General features: G+C 65.4%; 18 protein-coding genes. 8 read left to right on the top strand and 10 right to left on the bottom strand.

The window, feature by feature from the left end:
* Nucleotides 1-79: 79 nt before the first annotated feature.
* The 7 genes from LJX93_RS24780 to gshB all read right to left on the bottom strand — a co-directional run bounded on the left by LJX93_RS24780 (nt 80) and on the right by gshB (nt 5,964).
* Complete coding sequence (locus LJX93_RS24780) at nt 80-1,351, bottom strand: dihydroorotase (RefSeq protein WP_162525079.1); 1,272 nt, start codon at nt 1,349-1,351, stop codon at nt 80-82.
* Entirely contained in the window at nt 1,348-2,352 is a 1,005-nt protein-coding gene (locus LJX93_RS24775) for an aspartate carbamoyltransferase catalytic subunit (protein ID WP_033701918.1), read from the bottom strand. The genes LJX93_RS24780 and LJX93_RS24775 overlap by 4 nt, the downstream gene beginning before the upstream one ends.
* 12 nt (nt 2,353-2,364) lie before the next feature.
* Nucleotides 2,365-2,883 (bottom strand): bifunctional pyr operon transcriptional regulator/uracil phosphoribosyltransferase PyrR, encoded by a 519-nt coding sequence (gene pyrR, locus LJX93_RS24770; RefSeq protein ID WP_033701917.1) that lies wholly within the window; start codon nt 2,881-2,883, stop codon nt 2,365-2,367.
* 46 nt (nt 2,884-2,929) lie between these two features.
* On the bottom strand, nt 2,930-3,355 hold the full coding sequence (gene ruvX / locus LJX93_RS24765; protein WP_033701916.1) for a Holliday junction resolvase RuvX: 426 nt from the start codon (nt 3,353-3,355) through the stop codon (nt 2,930-2,932).
* A complete protein-coding gene (locus LJX93_RS24760; RefSeq protein WP_033701915.1) occupies nt 3,355-3,924 on the bottom strand; it encodes a YqgE/AlgH family protein in 570 nt (189 codons plus the stop codon). Before LJX93_RS24760 ends, ruvX begins: the two co-directional genes overlap by 1 nt.
* An 89-nt stretch (nt 3,925-4,013) precedes the next feature.
* Nucleotides 4,014-4,919 carry an energy transducer TonB gene (locus LJX93_RS24755; protein ID WP_033701914.1) on the bottom strand — a complete coding sequence of 302 codons (906 nt, stop codon included), beginning with the start codon at nt 4,917-4,919 and terminating at the stop codon, nt 4,014-4,016.
* Between the two features lie 91 nt (nt 4,920-5,010).
* Nucleotides 5,011-5,964 carry a glutathione synthase gene (gshB, locus tag LJX93_RS24750; protein WP_033701913.1) on the bottom strand — a complete coding sequence of 318 codons (954 nt, stop codon included), beginning with the start codon at nt 5,962-5,964 and terminating at the stop codon, nt 5,011-5,013.
* A 241-nt stretch (nt 5,965-6,205) separates the two neighbouring features.
* Here gshB and LJX93_RS24745 point away from each other — a divergent pair, with 241 nt between their 5' ends.
* The 7 genes from LJX93_RS24745 to trhA all read left to right on the top strand — a co-directional run bounded on the left by LJX93_RS24745 (nt 6,206) and on the right by trhA (nt 15,827).
* On the top strand, nt 6,206-6,607 hold the full coding sequence (locus LJX93_RS24745; RefSeq protein ID WP_033701912.1) for a response regulator: 402 nt from the start codon (nt 6,206-6,208) through the stop codon (nt 6,605-6,607).
* A 46-nt stretch (nt 6,608-6,653) separates the two neighbouring features.
* Nucleotides 6,654-7,019: a twitching motility response regulator PilH gene (pilH, locus tag LJX93_RS24740; protein ID WP_033701911.1), complete on the top strand. Its 366-nt coding sequence runs from the start codon at nt 6,654-6,656 to the stop codon at nt 7,017-7,019.
* A complete protein-coding gene (locus LJX93_RS24735; RefSeq protein ID WP_033701910.1) occupies nt 7,016-7,570 on the top strand; it encodes a chemotaxis protein CheW in 555 nt (184 codons plus the stop codon). Before pilH ends, LJX93_RS24735 begins: the two co-directional genes overlap by 4 nt.
* Before the next feature lie 47 nt (nt 7,571-7,617).
* Nucleotides 7,618-9,642, top strand: coding sequence for a methyl-accepting chemotaxis protein (locus LJX93_RS24730; RefSeq protein ID WP_156310511.1), 2,025 nt, complete (start codon nt 7,618-7,620; stop codon nt 9,640-9,642).
* 9 nt (nt 9,643-9,651) lie between these two features.
* Entirely contained in the window at nt 9,652-14,595 is a 4,944-nt protein-coding gene (locus LJX93_RS24725) for an Hpt domain-containing protein (protein ID WP_033701908.1), read from the top strand.
* Nucleotides 14,588-15,061, top strand: a complete 474-nt coding sequence (locus tag LJX93_RS24720) for a chemotaxis protein CheW (RefSeq protein ID WP_033701907.1) — start codon at nt 14,588-14,590, stop codon at nt 15,059-15,061. Before LJX93_RS24725 ends, LJX93_RS24720 begins: the two co-directional genes overlap by 8 nt.
* Nucleotides 15,062-15,209: 148 nt before the next feature.
* Nucleotides 15,210-15,827 carry a PAQR family membrane homeostasis protein TrhA gene (gene trhA / locus LJX93_RS24715; protein ID WP_033701906.1) on the top strand — a complete coding sequence of 206 codons (618 nt, stop codon included), beginning with the start codon at nt 15,210-15,212 and terminating at the stop codon, nt 15,825-15,827.
* Between the two features lie 8 nt (nt 15,828-15,835).
* On the opposite strand, the gene LJX93_RS24710 is transcribed toward trhA, so the two are convergent.
* The 3 genes from LJX93_RS24710 to LJX93_RS24700 all read right to left on the bottom strand — a co-directional run bounded on the left by LJX93_RS24710 (nt 15,836) and on the right by LJX93_RS24700 (nt 18,703).
* Nucleotides 15,836-16,555, bottom strand: a complete 720-nt coding sequence (locus LJX93_RS24710) for a 16S rRNA (uracil(1498)-N(3))-methyltransferase (protein ID WP_033701905.1) — start codon at nt 16,553-16,555, stop codon at nt 15,836-15,838.
* A 170-nt stretch (nt 16,556-16,725) separates the two neighbouring features.
* Nucleotides 16,726-18,132 carry an adenosylmethionine--8-amino-7-oxononanoate transaminase gene (locus LJX93_RS24705; protein WP_227696504.1) on the bottom strand — a complete coding sequence of 469 codons (1,407 nt, stop codon included), beginning with the start codon at nt 18,130-18,132 and terminating at the stop codon, nt 16,726-16,728.
* 79 nt (nt 18,133-18,211) lie between these two features.
* Entirely contained in the window at nt 18,212-18,703 is a 492-nt protein-coding gene (locus LJX93_RS24700; RefSeq protein WP_047582241.1) for a hypothetical protein, read from the bottom strand.
* A gap of 210 nt (nt 18,704-18,913) precedes the next feature.
* On the opposite strand from LJX93_RS24700, the gene LJX93_RS24695 reads away from it, so the two are divergent.
* Nucleotides 18,914-20,785, top strand: coding sequence for a flavin monoamine oxidase family protein (locus LJX93_RS24695; protein ID WP_095063889.1), 1,872 nt, complete (start codon nt 18,914-18,916; stop codon nt 20,783-20,785).
* Nucleotides 20,786-20,906: the final 121 nt, after the last annotated feature.

The following is a 20,906-nucleotide window of genomic DNA, read 5'->3' as shown; positions in this document are numbered from 1 at the left end:
TGCAAGCTGCAAGAAAAAGCGCGTCGGCGCCATGCCTGCTTTTTCTTGTGGCTTGCAGCTTGAGGCTTACAGCTGGTGGTCAGGCTTCGTGGCAGACGTGCCCATCGACCAAGGTATAACGCACCGCCCCTGGCAGGCAGTGGCCGATGAACGGGCAGTTCTCGCCACGCGAGAGCCATTGCTCGCCGGCGACCGTCGAGGCTTTCGGGTCGAACAGCACCAAATCCGCTGCGCCACCGACCTTCAGCTCACCTGCCGGCAGGCGCATGGCGGCAGCCGGGCCGCTGCTCAGGCGCGCGAGCAAGGTCGGCAGGTCGAGCAGGCCGTCCTCGACCAGGGTCATGGCCAGTGGCAGCAGCACTTCGACGCTGCTGATACCCGGCTCCGTGGCGCCGAACGGGGCCAGCTTGGCATCGCGCTCATGGGGCTGGTGATGGCTGGAAATCGCCTGGATCACGCCCGACTTGACCGCCGCGCGCAGGCCGTCACGGTCGGCGGCGGTGCGCAGCGGTGGCTGCACGTGGTACAGGCTGGAGAACTCGCGCAGCGACTGGTCGGTGAGAATCAGCTGATACAGCGCCACGTCGGCGGTAACCGGCAGGCCCAGCTCCTGCGCCTGGGCGATCAGCCGCGCGCCGCGGGCACTGGTGATCTGGGTGAAGTGCGCGCGCACGCCGGACTGTTCGACCAGCAGCAGGTTGCGTGCCAGGGCCACGGTCTCGGCAGTCTCGGGGATGCCGGGCAGGCCGAGGAAGCTGGCCATTGCGCCCTCATGGGCCAGGCCGCCCTGGGACAGGTCACGGTCCTGGGAGTGGAACACCACGGTCAGGTCGAACGTGGCGGCGTACTCCAGGGCACGGGCCAGGGTGCGGTTGTTGGGGATTTCCTTGAGGCCATTGCCGAAGGCCACGCAACCGGTGTCGCGCAGGGCCACCAGCTCGGCCAGCTGTTCGCCTTCCAGGCCCTTGGTCAGGGCGCCGATCGGGTAGACCTTGCTGTTGCCGGCTTCGCGGGCGCGGTCGAGGATCAGCTCGGCCACGGCCGAGGTGTCCAGTACCGGTTTGGTCTGCGGTGGGCAGCACAGGCTGGTCACGCCACCGGCCACGGCGGCGCGGGTTTCGCTGGCGATGCTGCCCTTGCGGCTGTAGCCCGGCTCGCGCAGGGCCACGTCGAGGTCGACCAGGCCAGGTGCTGCGATCAGGCCCTCGGCCTGGATCGTGCGGCTGGCGCTGAAACCGGCCGGTGCCGCGCCGATCGCGGCAATGCGGCCGCCATCCAGGTGCAGGTCGGTGACCTGGTCCAGGCCGCTGTTGGGGTCGATGACCCGGGCGCCAAGAATGCTGATGCTCACAGGGCGTTCTCCTGGTCGAGTTGGCGTTGCGTGTTTTGCCCGCTCATGGCCATGGACAGCACGGCCATGCGCACGGCGATGCCGTACGTCACTTGGTTGAGGATCACCGAGTGCTTGCCGTCGGCCACCGCCGATTCGATCTCCACGCCGCGGTTGATCGGGCCAGGGTGCATGACGATGGCATCGGGCTTGGCGCCGGCCAGGCGCGCGGTGGTCAGGCCGAACAGGCGGTAGAACTCGCCCTCGCTGGGCAGCAGGCCGCCGGCCATGCGCTCACGCTGCAGGCGCAGCATGATCACCACATCGACGTCTTTGAGGCCTTCGGCGAGGTCGGTGTACACCTTCACGCCGTATTGCTCGATGCCGATCGGGATCAGGGTTTTCGGGCCGATCACGCGGATGTCCGGGCAGCCCAGCGCCTTGAGCGCGAGCATGTCGGAGCGGGCCACGCGCGAATGCAGGATGTCGCCGACGATGGCCACGGAGAGGTTCTCGAAGCTGCCCTTGTGCCGGCGGATGGCCAGCATGTCGAGCATGCCCTGGGTCGGGTGCGCATGGCGGCCATCGCCGCCGTTGATCACGGCAACGTCAGGGCACACGTGTTCGGCGATGAAGTGCGCGGCGCCCGAGTCGGAATGGCGCACGACGAACATGTCGGCGGCCATCGCTTCCAGGTTGCGCAGGGTGTCGAACAGGGTTTCGCCCTTGCTGGTCGAGGAGGTCGACACGTTGAGGCTGATCACGTCGGCCGACAGGCGCTGCGCGGCCAGTTCGAAGGTGGTACGGGTGCGGGTCGAGTTTTCGAAGAACACGTTGCACACGGTCTTGCCGCGCAGCAACGGGACTTTTTTCACGGCCCGGGCACCGACTTCCAGGAAGGAGTCGGCGGTGTCGAGGATCTCGGTCAGCAGTTCGCGGGGCAAACCGTCGAGCGAGAGAAAGTGGCGCAGCTGGCCCTGATCATTGAGCTGCAGCGGGCGCTTGGCGTCGATTGGCGTCATCGCGGGGGACTCTTAAAGGGCGGAAGCGGAGGCGAGGTCCTGTCGCTCGAGGGCGAGCGGTGCGGGTCCGGTCAATTTTACCCGTTCATGGGCCGCCAGCGACAGGGTGGCACCGAGCACATTGGGACGAATCGGCAGTTCACCGGCGTCAAGGTCGAGCAGGCAGACCAGGGTGACGCTGGCCGGACGGCCGTAATCGAACAGTTCGTTGAGCGCGGCGCGAATGGTGCGGCCGCTCATCAGCACGTCGTCGATCAGCACCAGGTGCTGGCCTTCGATTTCGAATGGCAGGTCGGACGGGCGCACCTGCGGGTGCAGGCCGTTCTGGCTGAAGTCATCACGGTAGAACGACACATCCAGGGTGCCCATGGGGCTGGTATCGCCCATTTCTTCCTGCAGCGCCTGGGCGACCCAGACGCCGCCCGTGCGGATGCCGATGAAGCGCGGCTCGGTGATAGCACGGCGGGCCAGGTGGGCGCGAAGGTCGACAGCCATCTGCCGGATCAGATCGGCGGGATTGGGTAGGCTCATTGCGTGCTCCTCGGGGGCCGCCGGCTTGGCCCGGCGGCAAAGATGATCAGGTGTTGGCCTCCAGCCAGCCTTGCAGCAGCAGGGCGGCGGCAATGGCGTCGACCGGGTTGTCGCGGTAGCTGCCGCGCTGGCCGCCTCGGCTCAGGCGTTCGCCCTTGGCCTCGAAGGTAGTCAGGCGTTCGTCGTGGGTGTGCACGGGCAGGTTGAAGCGGCCGTTCAGGCGCCGGGCGAACTTCTCGGCGCGCGCGCTCATTTCACTCGGCGTGCCGTCCATGTTCAACGGCAGGCCGACGACGATGGCGTCGGGTTTCCATTCGGCGACCAGTTTTTCCACCTGGGCCCAGTCCGGCACACCGTTTTGCGCCTTCAGGGTGCACAGCTCGCGGGCTTGGCCCGTGATGACCTGGCCAACGGCCACGCCGATCTGTTTGGTGCCGTAGTCAAAGCCCAGCAGCAGGCGTAGTTCGGCCATCAGGCGTGGCCCGCCTGGCTGGTCAGCAGGCTGAGGTTGATGCCAAGGCTGGCGGCCGCGGCGTTCAGGCGCTGGTCGCTGGCAAGGCCGAAGATGATGTCGGCGTCGAACGGGCAGTTGAGCCAGGCATTGTCGGCCAGCTCCGCTTCCAGTTGGCCTGCTTCCCAGCCGGCGTAGCCCAGGGTGATCAGGCTGTTTTGCGGCCCGACGCCTTCGGCGATGGCAAACAGCACATCCTGTGAGGTGGACAACGACAGGCCCTGCAGCTCGACGGTGGCCTGGTAGGTGCACTCGCTGGAGTGCAGCACGAAACCGCGATCGGTCTGCACCGGGCCACCTTGGTAGATCGGCACGTGCAAGGTGCTGGCCGGCGGTTCGTCGTCCGGGCGCAACTGCTCGAGGATGTCGCCCAGGTTGAGCTCCTGCGGTCGGTTGACCACCAGGCCCATGGCGCCATTGGCGTTGTGCTCGACGATGTACGTGAGGGTCTGGGCAAAGTTCGGATCGGCCATGTGTGGCATGGCGATCAGGAACTGATGCTTGAGGTAGCTCGGGGCGAGGGTTTTCATGGGGGATAGTGTGGCGCCAGGTGGCGAGGCTGACAAGGTGGTTTGTGTCGCCTGTGCTTGCTCCGCGCAAGGGCCGGCACAGGCGTAAATCAATTACTGGACAACCGGTCCCCACGGGCAAACCGCCAGGTACGAATGATCTCCAGCCGGTCATATTCGGCCAGGTCGCCGGTAAAGGGCGCAAACGGCGCCGCCAGCCTGACGATGCGTTGCGCGGCCTGGTCCAGCACCGCTTGCCCGGACGACTCCAGCACCAGCACCTCGTAGAGCGAGCCATCGCGGTTGATCGACACCATCATGCGCAGGTTGCCGTAGATTTGCTGGCGCCGCGCTTCGTCGGGGTAATTCAGGTTGCCCACCCGCTCAACCTTCTTGCGCCACTCTTCCTTGTACCAGGCGCCCTTGTCGCGCATGGTCGAGGCCGCATTGAGGCGATGGATGCGCGGGCGCTTGGCGTACAACTGCTGTTCGTTGGACAGCTCCGCTTCAAGGCTGGCGATCTGGCTGGATAGCTGCGAGCTGTCGAAATCGGGCGTCGGCGTTGCCGGCTTGGGCTGCGCCTTGCTTTCCTTGGGCTTGGGCTCGACTTTATGAGGCTTGGCGGCCTGGGTCACCACCGCCGACTTCTCGGGCGTGGGCGGCGGCACCACTTCGGGCCTGGCTGCAGGCGGCGGCGTGACCTTGTTGATCTTGCTGTCCTGGAAGGGGGCGACCTCGGTGGTCTTGGGCACCGCCTTCTTCTCCAGGGTACCGCTGCCTTGCTGGTTGTCCTGGGCCTGGTAGTCAGCCTTCTCGGGCGCTTTCTCGCTTTTGAAGGTGGCCAGGGTGATGTCCATGGTGTGGCGGATTTCGGCAGGTTTGACCACGCTGAAGCCGACCCCAAGGATCAGCGCCAGGTGCACCAGGGCAGCCAGAAACAAGGTAAAGCCAAGCCGGTCCACCGGGCGAACGCGGGGTGGCAGCAGGTCGGAGGGGATGTCAGCGGGCAGCGTCATCAGGTATCCAGCAACCGCAGGGCGGGGCAGCGGGTCAGGTAAAAGGGACCCGCATCATACCCCACTCTGGGTTTATGCCGCGCGTTGCCGGTCAGCGCGCCTTCAGCTGGCGATCAATGGCGTCCATCAATTGCCCGCCGATATCGGTGCCGAAGGCGTTGTCGATCTCGCGGATGCAGGTCGGGCTGGTGACGTTGATTTCGGTGAGGTAGTCGCCAATCACGTCCAGGCCGACGAACAGCAGGCCTTTCTCGCGCAAGGTCGGGCCGACCTGGGCTGCGATCCAGCGGTCACGCTCGCTCAGCGGGCGCGCTTCGCCACGGCCACCGGCGGCCAGGTTGCCACGGGTTTCGCCGCTGGCCGGGATGCGCGCCAGGCAGTAGGGCACCGGCTCGCCGTCGATCATCAGGATGCGCTTGTCGCCGTCCTTGATCGCCGGCAGGTAGGCCTGCGCCATGATCTGCTGCGCGCCCAGCGCGGTCAGGGTTTCGAGGATCACCGACAGGTTGGGGTCGCCGACCCGGTGGCGGAAGATCGAGGTGCCGCCCATGCCGTCCAGCGGCTTGAGGATTACATCGCCATGCTGGGCGGCGAACTCACGAATGATGTCCGGGCGGCGGCTGACCAGAGTCGGTGGCGTGCACTGCGGGAACAGCGTAGCGAACAGCTTTTCGTTGCAGTCGCGCAGGCTTTGCGGGCGGTTGACCACCAGCACGCCGTCGGCCTCGGCCTGCTCCAGCAGGTAGGTGCTGTAGACGAACTCCATGTCGAACGGTGGGTCCTTGCGCATCAGGATCACGTCCAGCTCGGCCAGGGTGCTGTCCTGCTCCTCGCCCAGTTCGTACCAGCGAGCCGGGTCGGCGAATACCTTCAGTGGGCGCATCCGCGCACGCGCTTTGCCTTCGCCCTGGTACAGGTCGCGCTGTTCCATGTAGAACAGGCTCCAGCCGCGTGCCTGGGCGGCCAGCAGCATGGCCAGCGAACTGTCCTTCTTGTAGGAGATGGACGCGATGGGGTCCATGACAATGCCGAGGCGAACGCTCATGGGTGGTTCCTCTTTGGCGGCGTGCAGCCGCGATGGATCGAAAGAAAAGTGGCTCAGGGTGGCGCCGGGAGCGCCGATGGTCAAGGGGCGCAGCAGATGGAATGGCCACCCGGAGTATGCTAAAAATGCAGCTGCAAGCCTTAAGCTACGAGCCTCAAGAAAACAGCATCCATGCGCCGAGCCGCTGTTCTTGTAGCTTGCCGCTTGCAACTTGCAGCTTCATTCCTATTGGTAGGCGTCTATGGAACAACCCCTGAAGGTGATGGTGATCGACGACTCACGCACGATCCGCCGTACCGCGCAGATGTTGCTCGGCGAAGCGGGTTGCGAGGTGATTACCGCCAGCGATGGCTTCGATGCCCTGTCCAAGATCGTCGACCACCAGCCACAGATCATCTTCGTCGATGTGCTGATGCCGCGCCTGGACGGTTACCAGACCTGCGCCGTGATCAAGCACAACAGTGCCTTCAAGGACATACCGGTGATTCTCCTGTCGTCGCGCGACGGCCTGTTCGACAAGGCCCGCGGGCGGGTGGTGGGGTCCGACCAGTTCCTCACCAAGCCGTTCAGCAAGGAAGAACTGCTCGATGCGATCAGGGCCCATGTGCCCGGTTTTGCCGAACACCAACAACACGCACCCTGACCGCGTCCGCCATGGCGCGGTCTTTCTTTCCTGATGGGGAAACAGCATGGCCCGAGTTCTGATTGTCGACGACTCGCCGACAGAGATGTACAGATTGACCGAATGGCTGGAAAAGCACGGTTACGAGGTGCTCAAGGCCAACAACGGTGCCGACGGCGTGGCCCTGGCGCGTCAGGAAAAGCCCGACGCGGTGCTGATGGACATCGTCATGCCCGGCATGAACGGCTTCCAGGCCACCCGCCAGTTGAGCAAAGACTTGGAAACCAGTGCCATCCCGGTGATCGTGGTCACCACCAAGGACCAGGAAACCGACCGCATCTGGGCCACCCGCCAGGGCGCTCGCGACTTTTTGACCAAACCGGTCGAAGAGGACGCGCTGATCGCCAAGCTCAACGCAGTGCTGGGGGGTTGACCACCCGCCCGCAGGGCGCGTCGCTGACCGCCTTCGAGTTGTTGCTGGACATCGACCGGCGCTGCCGCCTGCTGGTGGCGGACCAACCCCCGCAGGACACCCGCCTGCAGCAGTGGAGCGGGATCGGCTTTCGCATCGCCGGGCAATGGTTCGTCGCGCCCATGGGCGAAGTCGCCGAAGTGCTGCGCGAGCCGCGCAGCAGCCGTGTGCCGGGGGTGCAACCCTGGGTCTGCGGGGTGGCCAACCTGCGCGGGCGGTTGTTGCCGGTCATGGACCTGAGCAGTTTCTTCGGGCTCGGCCCGGCGGCGCCCGGCAAGCAGCGGCGGGTGCTGGTGCTCGACCACGAAGACTTGTTCGTCGGCCTGCTGGTGGACGAGGTGCTGGGCCTGCAGCACTTTGCCCTGAGCAGCCTGGAACTGTCACCGCCGCAGCCATTGATCCGCGCGGCTGCCCGCTTCGTGCAGGGGCACTTCCCGCGTGAACGCAACTGGGCGATCTTCAGCCCCTTCGCCCTGGCCCAGGCGCCGGGCTTTCTCGATGTGGCGTTATAGGACCTGCGAACGTGAACAACCCCGCCACCCGTGCTACCGCAACGCCCATGGCTCCGCGCACGCGCAGCATCGCGCAGATCACCGTGCTGTTTCTGATCCTGATCCTGTCGATCATCCTGCTGTTCGCCAATTTTGCCTACCTGAGCACCCAGTCCAACTACGACAAGCAGTACATCGGCCATGCCGGCGAGCTTCGCGTGTTGTCCCAGCGCATTGCCAAGAACGCCACCGAGGCGGCGGCCGGCAAGGCCTTGGCGTTCAAGCTGCTGTCGGATGCACGCAACGATTTCGAACGGCGCTGGAGCTACCTGCGTGAAGGCGACAAGTCCACCGGCCTGCCGGCGGCGCCAGTCACGGTGCGCGATGAGATGGAGGCGGTGCGCCAGGACTGGGAGAACCTGCGCAAGAACACCGATACCATTCTGGCCAGTGAGCAGACGGTGTTGTCCCTGCACCAGGTGGCCGCGACCCTTGCCGAGACCGTGCCGCAATTGCAGGTCGAATACGAAAAAGTGGTCGAGATCCTGCTGCAGAGCGGCGCCCCGGCCAACCAGGTGGTGGTGGCCCAGCGTCAGTTGCTGCTGGCCGAACGCATCCTCGGCTCGGTCAATACCGTGCTGGCCGGTGATGACACCGCGGCCCAGGCCGCCGACGCCTTCGGCCGCGATGCCGGGCGCTTTGGCCAGGTGCTCGAGGGCATGCTCGGCGGCAACCCGGCCATCCAGGTGACCCGCGTCGAGGACGCCGATGCGCGGGCGCGGCTGGCCGAAATCGCCGAGCTGTTCCAGTTCGTCGCAGGCTCGGTTGACGAAATCCTCGAAACATCGCCTGAGCTGTTCCGCGTGCGCGAAGCGGCGGGCAACATCTTCAGCCTGTCGCAGACCCTGCTCGATGAGGCCTCGCACTTGGCCAACAGCTTCGAGAACCTGGCCGGCGGGCGCACCCTCGATACCGTCGGTGGCTACGCCCTGGGCCTGTTGGCGCTGGCCTCGATCATCCTGATCGGCCTGGTCATGGTGCGCACCACCAACCGGCAGTTGCGCGAGACGGCGGAAAAGAACGAACGCAACCAGCAGGCGATCATGCGCCTGCTCGACGAAATCGAAGAGCTGGCCGATGGCGACCTGACCGTGACCGTGTCGGTTACCGAGGACTTCACTGGCGCCATCGCCGACTCGATCAACTATTCGGTCGACCAGCTACGCGACCTGGTCGCCACCATCAACCACAGCGCCGTACAGGTGGCCGCTGCCGTGCAGGACACGCAGAACACCGCCCGCCAGCTGGCCAAGGCGTCCGAACACCAGGCCGAGCAGATCAGCGAGGCGTCCGAGGCGGTGGGCGACATGGTCGAGTCGATCGACCGGGTTTCGGCGCATGCGTACGAGTCGGCCAAGGTGGCCGAGCGCTCGGTGGCGATTGCCAACAAGGGCAACGAGGTGGTGCACAACACCATCAACGGTATGGACAACATTCGCGAGCAGATCCAGGACACCGCCAAACGGATCAAGCGCCTGGGGGAATCTTCCCAGGAGATCGGCGACATCGTCAGCCTGATCGACGACATTGCCGACCAGACCAATATCCTCGCCCTCAACGCGGCGATCCAGGCGTCGCTGGCCGGTGAAGCCGGGCGCGGGTTTGCGGTGGTTGCCGACGAGGTGCAGCGGCTGGCCGAACGGTCGTCGTCGGCCACGCGACAGATCGAAGCGCTGGTACGGACCATTCAGGCCGATACCAACGAGGCGGTGATCTCCATGGAGCAGACCACCGCCGAAGTGGTACGCGGCGCGCGCCTGGCCCAGGATGCCGGGGTGGCGCTGGCGGAAATCGAAGGGGTGTCACAGACCCTGGCCGAACTGATCCACAGTATTTCCGACGCGGCCCAGTTGCAGACGTCCTCTGCCGGGCAGATTTCCCACACCATGGCGGTCATCCAGCAGATCACCGCACAGACATCGGCAGGGTCTGGCGCCACGGCCGACAGCATCCGCCACCTGGCACGCATGGCCAGCGAAATGCGCCGGTCGGTCTCTGGTTTTACCCTGCCGGCACCCGCCGAGCCGCGCTGAGGAATGCCCATGGCTTCTGCTGCTGTAAGCCCCGAGCGCCACGAAACGGTAGCGCTGGCCTGGACCAAGGCCGCCATCCTCGACTGCCTGGGCCAGGCGCGACAGGCCCTGGAGCGCTTTGCCGGCGAGCCGGGCGACTTGTCCATGCTGGCGTTCGTGGTCGACAACCTGCACCAGGTGCACGGTTGCCTGCGCATGCTCGAACTGCGCGGCGCGACGCGCCTGGCCGAAGAGCTGGAGCTGTTCGCCCGGGCCTTGGCCGAGGGCCAAGTCAGCCCTCGGGGTGACTGCCTGGGGGCATTGTTCCGAGGCCTGGAGCAACTGCCGTCGTACCTGGAGCGGCTGCGCGGCGCCCGCCACGACCTGCCGTTGGTGATGCTGCCGTTGCTCAACCAACTGCGCGCCTGCCGTGGCGTGGAGCCCCTGGCCCAGGCCAGCCTGATCAGCGGCACGGCGCAGCGCTTTGCCGGTTCCGACGATTTGGCCAACCTCGACCTGTCGCTGGGCAACTGGCGGGAGCAGATGCAGGCCGGGCCCGGTCGCGATGCCTTGCGCTCGGTGGTGAGCGCGCTGTGCGACGACCTGATGCGTATCAAGGAGCGCCTGGACCAGTTCGTGCGTGGCGGCCTGCCGCACAGTGAACAATCGCAAGCCTTGCTCGCCCCCTTGCGCCATGTCGCCGACACCCTGGCGGTACTGGGCTTCCAGCAGCCGCGGCGGGTGATCATCGACCAGGTGCTGGCGCTGCAGGCCCTGGCACCGGGCGAGGGCTCGGTGGATGACGCGGTATTGATGGATGTGGCGGGTGCCCTGTTGTATGTGGAGGCGACGCTCAATGGCATGGTCGGCCCGCTGGAAGAAAGCGGCCAGGGCGGCATGCCGGGCTCGGACCTGGCCGAGATCCGCCAGTTGGTGCTGAGCGAGTCGCTGGCGGTCTTGCAGCAGGCCAAGGACTTGATCGGTGATTGCCTGGAATCCGATTGGCCGCGGCAACGCCTGCAGCCGCTGCCGGGGTTGCTGCAGCAGGTGCGCGGGGCGTTGGCGATGCTGATGCTGCCCGGGCCAGCCGAGGTCTTTGCCGGGTGCGCGAGCTACGTGCAGCGCTGGTTGCAGCACCTGGACGTCGAACCACCGGCCGATGAGCTGGCACACCTGGCCGACGCCCTGAGCGCTGCCGAGTGCTATCTGCAATGGCGGGTGGCCGACCCGCTGGCCGATGGCCAGCCCTTCATCGACATGGCGCGTGTCAGCCTGGCGGCGCTGGGCGTGACGTGCCTGGTCAGCGAAACGGGCCTCGGCCTGGACGACAACGGCGACGGCATCGATGACGAGCTGCGCGAAGTGTTCCTGGAAGAAGCGGGTGAGCTGCTGCCGGAAATCGAACGCCACTGGTTGCGCTGGCGAGCCGACAACCAGCAGCGCGATGCCTTGCTGGAGGTGCGCCGCGCGCTGCATACGCTCAAGGGCAGCGGCCGAATGGTGCATGCCGAGGCGGTGGCGGAACTGGCCTGGGGCGCGGAGCACTTGCTCAACCGCATGCTCGAAGGCCGTATCGTGCTTACCCCGGAAGGGGTGGTGGCCTTGCAGCAGGCGTTCGTGCACCTGCCGGACCTGTTGTCCGACTTTGCTGCCGGGCAGTTGCCGCAACTGACCGAAATCGAGCAACTGGCCGGGCATCTGCACGCGCTGGCCGAAAACGATGCGCCACCCGCCGCCGACATCGATGGCCTCGACCCACAATTGCTGGATATCTTCCGCAACGAGGCGCACGGCCACCTGGACAGCCTTGAGGCATTTTTGCAGGGCGCCGAAGGCCAGGACACGCCGGTCAGCGACAGCCTGCAGCGTGCCCTGCATACGCTCAAGGGCAGTGCTGCGATGGCCGGGGTGATGCCGGTCGCCGAGCTGGCCACCGCGTTCGACCGCCTGGCGCGCGAGTACAAGGGCCACCAGTTGCCCCTGCAAGTGGCCGAGCTCGAATGGCTGGAAGCGGGGCGTTCACTGTTCCACTTGGGGCTGGCACAACTGGACAGCACGCCGCTGGCGGCCATCCCCGGCGCTGGCGATTTGATCGAACAGGTCGGCCAGGCGGTGGATGTGCGCCTGGCCAGCCTGCATGAAGATGCCCAGCATGCGCGGCGCAGCAAGCGCGACCCGCAGCAGACCGCCAGCTTCCTGGCCCAGGCCATGGACATTCTGCTCGACGCCGAGTCGTTGCTGTCGCGTTGGCAGGAGCAGCCGGGCCAACGCGGGCCCCTGGATACCCTGCTCGATGAGCTGACCAGCCTTGGCCATGCGGCGCACCTGGCCGACCTGTGGCAGATGGACGACGTCTGCGAGGCCCTGCTCGATGTCTATGGCGCCGTGGAGGAGGGCAGCCTGGCCGCCGACCCGCGCTTTTTCGCCCACGCGCAATCGGGCCACGAAGCCCTGCTCGACATGCTCGACGAAGTGGCCGCAGGGCAAGAAATTTCGTCCCGGCCAGCACTGGTCGACAGCTTGCGCAGCCTGTTGGCGCAGGCCCTGGCCCCGGACGCCACCGGCCTGGTAGGTATCGATTCGGTCACGCCGCTGCACCCCGACATGGAGCTTGGCTTGGGGCTGTCGCGCCCTGCGTTGCTGCCGGCTGCAGGCGACGTGTCGGCCGAGGAGCCTGACAGCCCAGGCGACAAGGAGCTGCTGGACGTCTTTCTGGAAGAAAGCTCGGACATCGTCGAGAGCGCTGCGGCGGCCTTGGCGCGCTGGCAGGCTGACCCGCGCAACAGCGTCGAGGTGGAAAACCTGCTGCGCGACCTGCACACCCTCAAAGGGGGCGCGCGCATGGTCGAGATCGCCGCCATCGGCGACCTGGCCCACGAACTGGAATTTCTGTACGAACTGCTCGCCGCCGGCCGCCTGCCGCCGAGCCCGCCCCTGTTTGCCCTGTTGCAGAATTGCCATGACCGCCTGGCGCACATGCTCGATGCCGTGCGCCTGGGGCAGCCGCTGCACGCGGCCACGGCGCTGATCGACTACATCCGCAACTTCAGCAGCGCGGCCCTGACCGACAGCGCCGCGGGCCAGGGGCCGCAGGAGGCTACGGCCCTCGAGGCGCCCGTGGCGGCACCGGAGCGGGTGGCGGGTGACATGGTCAAGGTCGATGCCGAACTGCTCGACGACCTGGGCAACCTGGCCGGTGAGCATTCGGTCATCCGTGGCCGCATCGAGCAGCAGGTCAACGATGCCCAATTCACCCTCAACGAAATGGAAACCACCCTGGAGCGCATGCGCGACCAGCTGCTGCGCCTGGACGTCGAGACCCAGGGGCGAATCTCCAGCCGGCAGGCGTTCGAGGGCGACGCCTACGACGACTTCGACCCGCTGGAAATGGACCGCCACTCGCAGTTGCAGCAGCTGTCACGGGCCTTGTTCGAGTCGGCGTCCGACCTGCTCGACCTGAAGGAAACCCTGGCCCAGCGGGCACAGGAGGCCTATAGCCTGTTGCAGCAGCAGGCGCGGGTGAACAGCCAGTTGCAAGAAGGCCTGACCGCCACCCTGATGGTGCCGTTCGAACGCTTGGTGCCGCGCTTGCAGCGCGTGGTGCGCCAGGTTGCCAGTGAGCTGGGCAAGCAGGTCGAGCTGGTGGTCGGCAATGCCGAGGGCGAGCTGGACCGCAGCGTGCTCGAACGCATGGTGGCGCCCCTGGAGCACATGCTGCGCAACGCTGTAGACCATGGCCTGGAAAGCCGCGAAGCGCGCCTGGCGGCGGGTAAGCCGGAGCACGGCACGATTCACCTGAACCTGTTGCACGAAGGCGCCGACATTGTCATCGAGATGACCGACGACGGCGCCGGCGTGCCGTTGGAGGCGGTGCGGCGCAAGGCGATCAAGCGTGGCCTGCTGGACCCGCAGGCGCACTTGAGCGACCACGAGGTGTTGCAGTTCATTCTGCGCCCCGGTTTCTCCACCGCCGAGAAGATCACCCAGATCTCCGGGCGTGGCCTGGGCATGGACGTGGTGCACGAAGAGGTCAAACAGTTGGGCGGCTCGATGACCATCGAGTCGGCCCAGGGCAAGGGCGCGCGCTTTTTGATCCGGCTGCCGTTCACCGTGTCGATCAACCGTGCGCTGATGGTGCACCTGGGCGAGGACCAATACGCGATCCCGCTCAATACCATCGAGGGCATCGTCCGCGTGCCGCCGGCGGAGCTGGCGGCCTGTTACCAGCTGGATACCCCGCAGTACGTCTACGCGGGCCACACCTACGCGTTGCGCTACCTGGGTGAGCTGCTGCAAGGGTTGCCACGGCCCAGCCTGCTTGGCCAGAGCGTGCCGCTGCCAGTGCTGCTGGTGCATTCCCAGGAACAGTCGTTCGCGATCCAGGCCGACAGCCTGTCGCCTAGCCGCGAGATCGTGGTGAAGAGCCTCGGCCCACAATTCGCAGCGGTTGCCGGGTTGTCTGGGGCGACCTTGCTGGGTGACGGCCGGGTGGTGCTGATTCTCGACCTGCTTGGCCAGTTGCGTGGTCAGCAAAGGCGCCTGGCGCGCCTGCCGGGTGGTGGCGACGCGCAGCGCCAGCTGTTCGGCCCGGCGCCGCGACGGGCACTGCTGGTGATGGTGGTGGACGATTCGGTGACGGTACGCAAGGTCACCAGCCGGCTGCTGGAGCGTCATGGCATGAACGTACTGACGGCCAAGGACGGGGTCGATGCCATGGCGCAGCTGGAAGAGCATCGCCCCGATGTGTTGCTGCTGGATATCGAGATGCCGCGCATGGACGGTTTCGAGGTGGCCACGCGCATCCGCCGTGACGAGCGCCTGAAGGGCTTGCCGATCATCATGATTACCTCACGCACAGGGCAGAAGCACCGCGACCGTGCCATGGCCATCGGTGTCAACGAGTACCTGGGCAAGCCTTATCAAGAGTCTGTGTTGTTGCAGAGCATCGCCCATTGGAGCCAGGCCCATGCTTGAACTTATCTCCAGCCAGCGCAGCAGCCTGACCGGCCTGTTGCTGCCCTTGGGCGACCGGACTTTGGTCTTGCCCAATGTTGCCGTGGCCGAACTGATCGCCCAGCGCAACCTGCTGTGTCAGCGTGGCGAGCCTGCCTGGCACCTGGGCTGGATAGACTGGCGCCAGCAACGGTTGCCGCTGATCGGTTTCGAGGCGGCGTGCGGGGGGGATACCCCGTGTGGTGAGCGGGCACGTATCGTGGTGCTCAATGCGCTGGGCGATACCGGGCTGCGTTACCTGGCGGTACTGCTGCAGGACATCCCGCGTTCGTGCAAGCTCGACAGCCAGCTCAATTACGTGGACGTGGCGCTGGGCAGCCTGGAGTTGGCAGCGGTGCAGGTGGGCGAGCAGGTGGCGCGGGTGCCGGACCTGGTGGCGCTGGAGCGCTTGGTGCGTGACGCGCAATTGCAACCTGAGCCTGGATAATAGGGCGTTTGATCGGGCCTCTTCGCGGGGCAAGCCCGCGCCCACAGGCACAGCATTTTGTCCAACCTGAGGGAGCGGGCTTGCCCCGCGAAGAGGGACGAACGGAACACCTCAGGAACCCAGCCCGCCAAAGGAGGTCTGTGTTTGCATGTATTACGGTGAACGCTTCAACGCCTGGACCCACCTGGTCGGTGCCGTCCTGGCCTGCATAGGTGCCATCTGGCTGATCGTCGTCGCGGGCCTGCAGGGCGACCCCTGGAAGATCGTCAGTTTCTCCATCTACGGCGGCACGCTGCTGCTGCTGTACAGCATCTCCACCCTCTACCACAGCACGCGCGGGCGGGCGAAGGTGATCATGCGCAAGCTCGATCACCTGTCGATCTACCTGCTGATCGCCGGCAGCTATACGCCATTCTGCCTGGTCAGCTTGCGCGGGCCCTGGGGCTGGAGCCTGTTCGGGGTGGTGTGGGGGCTGGCGGTAATCGGCATGCTGCAGGAGATCAAGCCCCGCTCCGAGGCGCGGGTGCTGTCCATCATCATCTATGCGGTGATGGGCTGGATCGTCCTGGTGGCGGTCGACCCGCTACTGCGCAGCCTCGGCACCGCCGGCTTCGCCTGGCTGGCGGCCGGCGGCGTGTTCTACACGGTGGGCATCATCTTCTTTGCCTTCGACAGCCGTTTTCGACACTGGCACGGCATCTGGCACCTGTTCGTGATAGCAGGCAGTGTGATGCACTTCATTGCCGTGTCGTTCTACGTGCGCTAGGCGCTGGGTTAAAAGTCGCCCCACAACTGCTGTGCCACCGACAACGCCACCACTGGCGCGGTTTCGGTGCGCAGCACGCGTGGGCCGAGGCGGGCGGCGTGGAAGCCGGCGGCCTTGGCCTGGTCGACTTCGGCGTCGTTCAGGCCACCTTCAGGGCCAATCAAGAAGGCCAGGCGTGACGGCGTGGCGTGGCTGGTCAGCGGTTCGGCCACCGGGTGCAGCACCAGTTTCAGGTCGGCCTCGGTGTGCTTGACCCATTCGGCCAGTGTCACCGGCGAGTGAATCACCGGCACGCTCGACCGGCCGCACTGTTCGCACGCACTGATGGCCACCTGGCGCCAGTGGGCCAGGCGTTTGTCGGCGCGTTCGTCTTTCAGGCGGACTTCACAGCGTTCGCTGACGATCGGGGTAATTTCATTGGCGCCCAGTTCGGTGGCTTTCTGGATCGCCCAATCCATCCGTTCGCCACGGGACAAGCCCTGGCCGAGGTGGATGTGCAGCGGCGATTCGGCCTGGCCGGCTAGGGTCTGGTCCAGTGCTACGCGCACGGTTTTCTTGCCGACTTCGAGCAACTGGCCGCGAAACTCCTGGCCGCTGCCGTCGAACAGTTGCACGGCATCGCCCGGGGCCATGCGCAGCACGCGGCCGATGTAATGGGCCTGGGCCTCGGGCAAGTCATGCTCGCCAAGGCTCAGGGGGGCGTCGATGAAGAAGCGGGACAGTCTCATGGTTAAGCTCAGGAAGTGAAGAAGTCATCGACCCTTGTAGGAGCGGCCTTGCGTCGCGAAAGGGGCGCGCAGCGGCCCCAGGTTCTGTGGCGCAACAAATATCGCCGGGGCCGCTGCGCGCCCCTTTCGCGACGCAAGGCCGCTCCTACCAGGGAATGCGTGGTGTTGGGTTAGCCCGGGTCGCGGAAATCGGGGTGGAAGTTGGCCGGCACCGCCACGCTGACGCTGTCTCGCGTGGCGATGTCGATGCCTTCACCGGCCACCTCGGCAAGGAAGTCGATCTGCTCGGGCGTGATCACGTACGGCGGCAGGAAGTACACCACGCTGCCCAGCGGGCGCAGCAAGGCGCCACGGGTCAGGGCGTGCTCGAAGACCTTCAAGCCACGGCGTTCCTGCCAGGGGTAGGCGACCTTGCCAGCTTTGTCCTGGACCATCTCGATGGCCAGGGCCATGCCGGTCTGGCGGATCTCGGCCACATGCGGGTGATCGGCCAGGTGCGCGGTGGCCGTGGCCATGCGTGCGGCCAGGGGCTTGTTGGCCTCGATCACGTTGTCCTGCGCGAAAATATCCAGCGTCGCCAGCGCGGCGGCGCACGCCAGCGGGTTGCCGGTGTAGCTGTGCGAGTGGAGGAACGCGCGCAGCGTCGGGTAGTCGTCGTAGAAGGCCTGGTACACGGTGTCGGTGGTCAGGCACGCCGCCAGCGGCAGGTAACCCCCGGTCAGTGCCTTGGACAGGCACAGGAAATCTGGACGGATACCCGCCTGTTCGCAGGCGAACATCGTCCCGGTGCGGCCAAAGCCCACGGCGATTTCGTCGTGGATCAAGTGCACGCCGTAGCGGTCACAGGCTTCGCGCAGCAGCTTGAGGTAGATCGGGTGGTACATGCGCATGCCGCCCGCGCCTTGGATCAGCGGCTCGATGATGACCGCGCTGATGCTGGCGTGGTGTTCGGCCAGGGTCTGCTCCATGGCCTGGAACAGGTTGCGCGAGTGTTCTTCCCAGCTCATGCCGTCGGGGCGCAGGTAGCAATCCGGGCTGGGCACCTTGATGGTATCGAGCAGCAGCGCCTTGTAGGTTTCGGTAAACAGCGGCACGTCGCCCACCGACATCGCGGCAATGGTTTCGCCGTGGTAGCTGTTGGTGAGGGTGACAAAGCGTTTCTTCTCGGGTTTGCCGATGTTCTGCCAGTAATGGAAGCTCATCTTCAGTGCGACTTCGATGCAGGACGAGCCGTTGTCGGCGTAGAACACCCGGTCCAGCCCCGCCGGGGTCATGGCGACCAGGCGTTCGGACAGCTCGATTACCGGCTGGTGGCTGAAGCCGGCCAGGATCACGTGTTCCAGCTGGTCGACCTGGTCCTTGATGCGCTGGTTGATGCGCGGGTTGGCATGGCCAAACACGTTGACCCACCAACTGCTCACGGCGTCCAGGTAGCGTTTGCCTTCGAAGTCTTCCAGCCACACGCCTTCACCGCGCTTGATCGGGATCAGCGGCAACTGCTCGTGGTCTTTCATCTGGGTGCAGGGGTGCCACAGGACCTTAAGGTCACGTTGCATCCACTGATCGTTGAGGCCCATGGGTACTTCTCCTGGCTGCACTGCTGGCTTGGACCGCGTAAGCCTAAGCAAAGCTGCCGGGCAGGACAACCGCTGCTCATCAATGACGCTGGGTGCCGGTCCATTCGAGCTTGCGAATATGTACGGTGCCGGCCTGCGAGGTGGAAATGGTCAGACGCCGGAAAGGCCCGTCGATGACCTGGTGATAGGGTTGTGTGGAGATGGGGCCGGGCATCAGGTCAGTAAAACCGCTGCCTTCGATCGTGATCCAGTAGAAGTTGCGTGGCGCGGGAGCAGCCAGGTCGTAATCGTGGCCTTCGGCATCGAACAGCATGTGCAGGTCGTCACAAAGGAAGTCGCTGACCACGTAGTACTCCAGTCGCAAGCATTCGACCTCTTGGGCGAAGGTGATATCCACATCGCTGTTTTCGCCAATTACCAGTTCCGTGCCATCGTCGCCCCTGAACGCTTCGTGAAAGCCCGTCCAGGATGTGCTGTTGGCGCGAATACTCAGGCCAGATGCCGTGCACAAGGTTTGTTTGTGCCAGAGAAATTGCCGTGCGACGTGAGTGAAACACTCCTCGAAGATCATCTGCAGGCCCTCCTGGCGGGCGCTTGGCCATTCGCGTCAGCATTACCTGCCGTGGTGCGAGCTGGCTACTGACAAAAATGTCAGTTGCCAAAAGGACTTGATGTCGCTGTGGTGGCAGGGTTGGCAGACCTGACGTATTCTTAACGCATCTGTCTCGGGGCATTTCTGCCTCCCTTTTTTTCTGAAACGTCTGACTCGGAGTTCGCCAACATGGCTGCTGCTTGGGTGCGCCTGTGCGCGTTGGTATTGATCGGTGTGTCCAGCGGCGCCGCGCTGGCGAAGGACAAAACGCCCACGGCCATCGTCGTGGGTGGCGGCCTGGCGGGCCTTACCGCAGCCTACGAGCTGCAGAGCAAGGGCTGGCAGGTGACGCTGCTGGAAGCCAAGTCGGGCATGGGCGGCCGCTCGGGCCTGGCGACCAGCGAGTGGATCGGCAATGCCAAGGCGCAGCCGGTGCTCAACCAGTACCTCGACCGTTTCAAGCTTGAAACACTGCCTGCGCCGGAGTTCGTGCGCACGCCGGGTTACCTGATCGACGGTGAATACTTCAGTGCCACCGACCTGGCCACCAAGCAGCCCGCCACCGCCGAGGCGCTCAAGCGCTATGAGAAAACCCTCGATGACCTGGCCCGGTCGATCGACGACCCGCTGAACCCCCAGGCGACCAGCACATTGTTCGCGCTCGACCAGATCAACGTTTCCACCTGGCTCGACAAGCTGCAACTGCCAGCCACCGCGCGTCAGCTGGTCAACCAGCAGATCCGTAGCCGCTACGATGAGCCGTCACGCCTGTCGCTGCTGTACTTCGCCCAGCAGAATCGCGTGTATCGGGGTGTCAGTGACCGTGACCTGCGCGCCGCGCGCCTGCCCGGTGGCAGCCCGGTACTGGCTCAGGCTTTTGTCAAACAGCTGAAGACTATCAAGACCAGCTCGCCGGTCACCGCCATCGTCCAGGACAAGGACGGCGTCACGGTCAAGGTGGGCAGCGTGGGCTACCAGGCCGATTACCTGGTCATGGCTGTGCCCCTGCGCGCCCTGGCCAAGATCCAGATGACCCCGGGCCTGGACAACCAGCACCTGGCGGCGATCAAGGGCACCAACTATGGCTGGCGCGACCAGCTGATGCTCAAGTTCAAGAAGCCGGTGTGGGAAAGCCGGGCGCGCATGTCTGGCGAAATCTTCAGCAACGCCGGCCTGGGCATGCTGTGGATCGAACCGGCACTCAAAGGCGGCGCCAACGTGGTGATCAACCTGTCCGGCGACAACGCCCGCCTGTTGCAGGCGTTCGGTGACAAGCAGATGGTCGACCAGGTGTTGATCCGCCTGCACGCGTTTTATCCACAGGCCCGGGGCTCGTTCACCGGCTACGAGGTCAAGCGCTACAGCACCGACGCCGGTATGGGCGGCGCCTACCTGGCCTATGGCCCGGGGCAGATCAGCAAGTACTGGCGCCTGTGGGAGCGCCCGGTGCAGCGCATCACCTTTGCCGGCGAGCATACCGACGCCCTCTACCCTGGCACCCTGGAAGGCGCTCTGCGCAGCGGCCAACGTGCGGCCAGCCAGGCACAGGACCTGTTGGCCGGCAAGTCATTCGACCCCGCCAAGGCTGTGCCGGTTGCGGCCGCAGCCGCAGCAGGTGCTGCTGCGGCCAAGGACAAGGGCGGGTTCTTCTCGAACATGTTCGGTGGCGGGTCCGGCAAGACCGACAAGTCTGAAAAAGCCCCCGCCAAGGCCGAGCCGCTGAAAGATGAGGCCAAGCAGGACAAGCCAGGGTTCTTCTCGCGCCTGTTTGGCGGGGCTGACAAGCCTGAGGTGAAAGCCGAGCCGCTTGCCAAGGCCGACGAAGTGGCACCGGCGCCTGCTGCGCCAACCCCCGTTGCACCGGCAGTTGAGGCCAAGCAAGAGGCGGCCAAGCCTGCTGCCGCCAAGCCCGCCGCAACCCAGGTAACCCCTGCCAAGCATGCGCCAGCACACAAGCCGGCGGCAAAACAGGCGCACAAGCCTGTCGAGGCTAAAAAGGCCACGGCAAAATCGGCGCCGGCCAAGAAGCCAGTGGCCGATACCCAGGCCAAGGCAGGCTGACCTCCTCCCAGTGCCGGCTTAAGGGCCGGCACTGGCGGCCCGCGTTAATCCAACTATCGTTAATGTTTCCTTAATGGGAAGCTTACACAATACATATCGGATTTCTCGATAATCCGAAGCA

This window comes from Pseudomonas sp. HN2-3, from assembly GCF_020691745.1.
Lineage (GTDB): Bacteria > Pseudomonadota > Gammaproteobacteria > Pseudomonadales > Pseudomonadaceae > Aquipseudomonas > Aquipseudomonas capeferrum.
The sequence above is the reverse complement of the archived record's forward strand: the minus strand, read 5'-3'. Positions and strand labels throughout refer to the sequence as shown.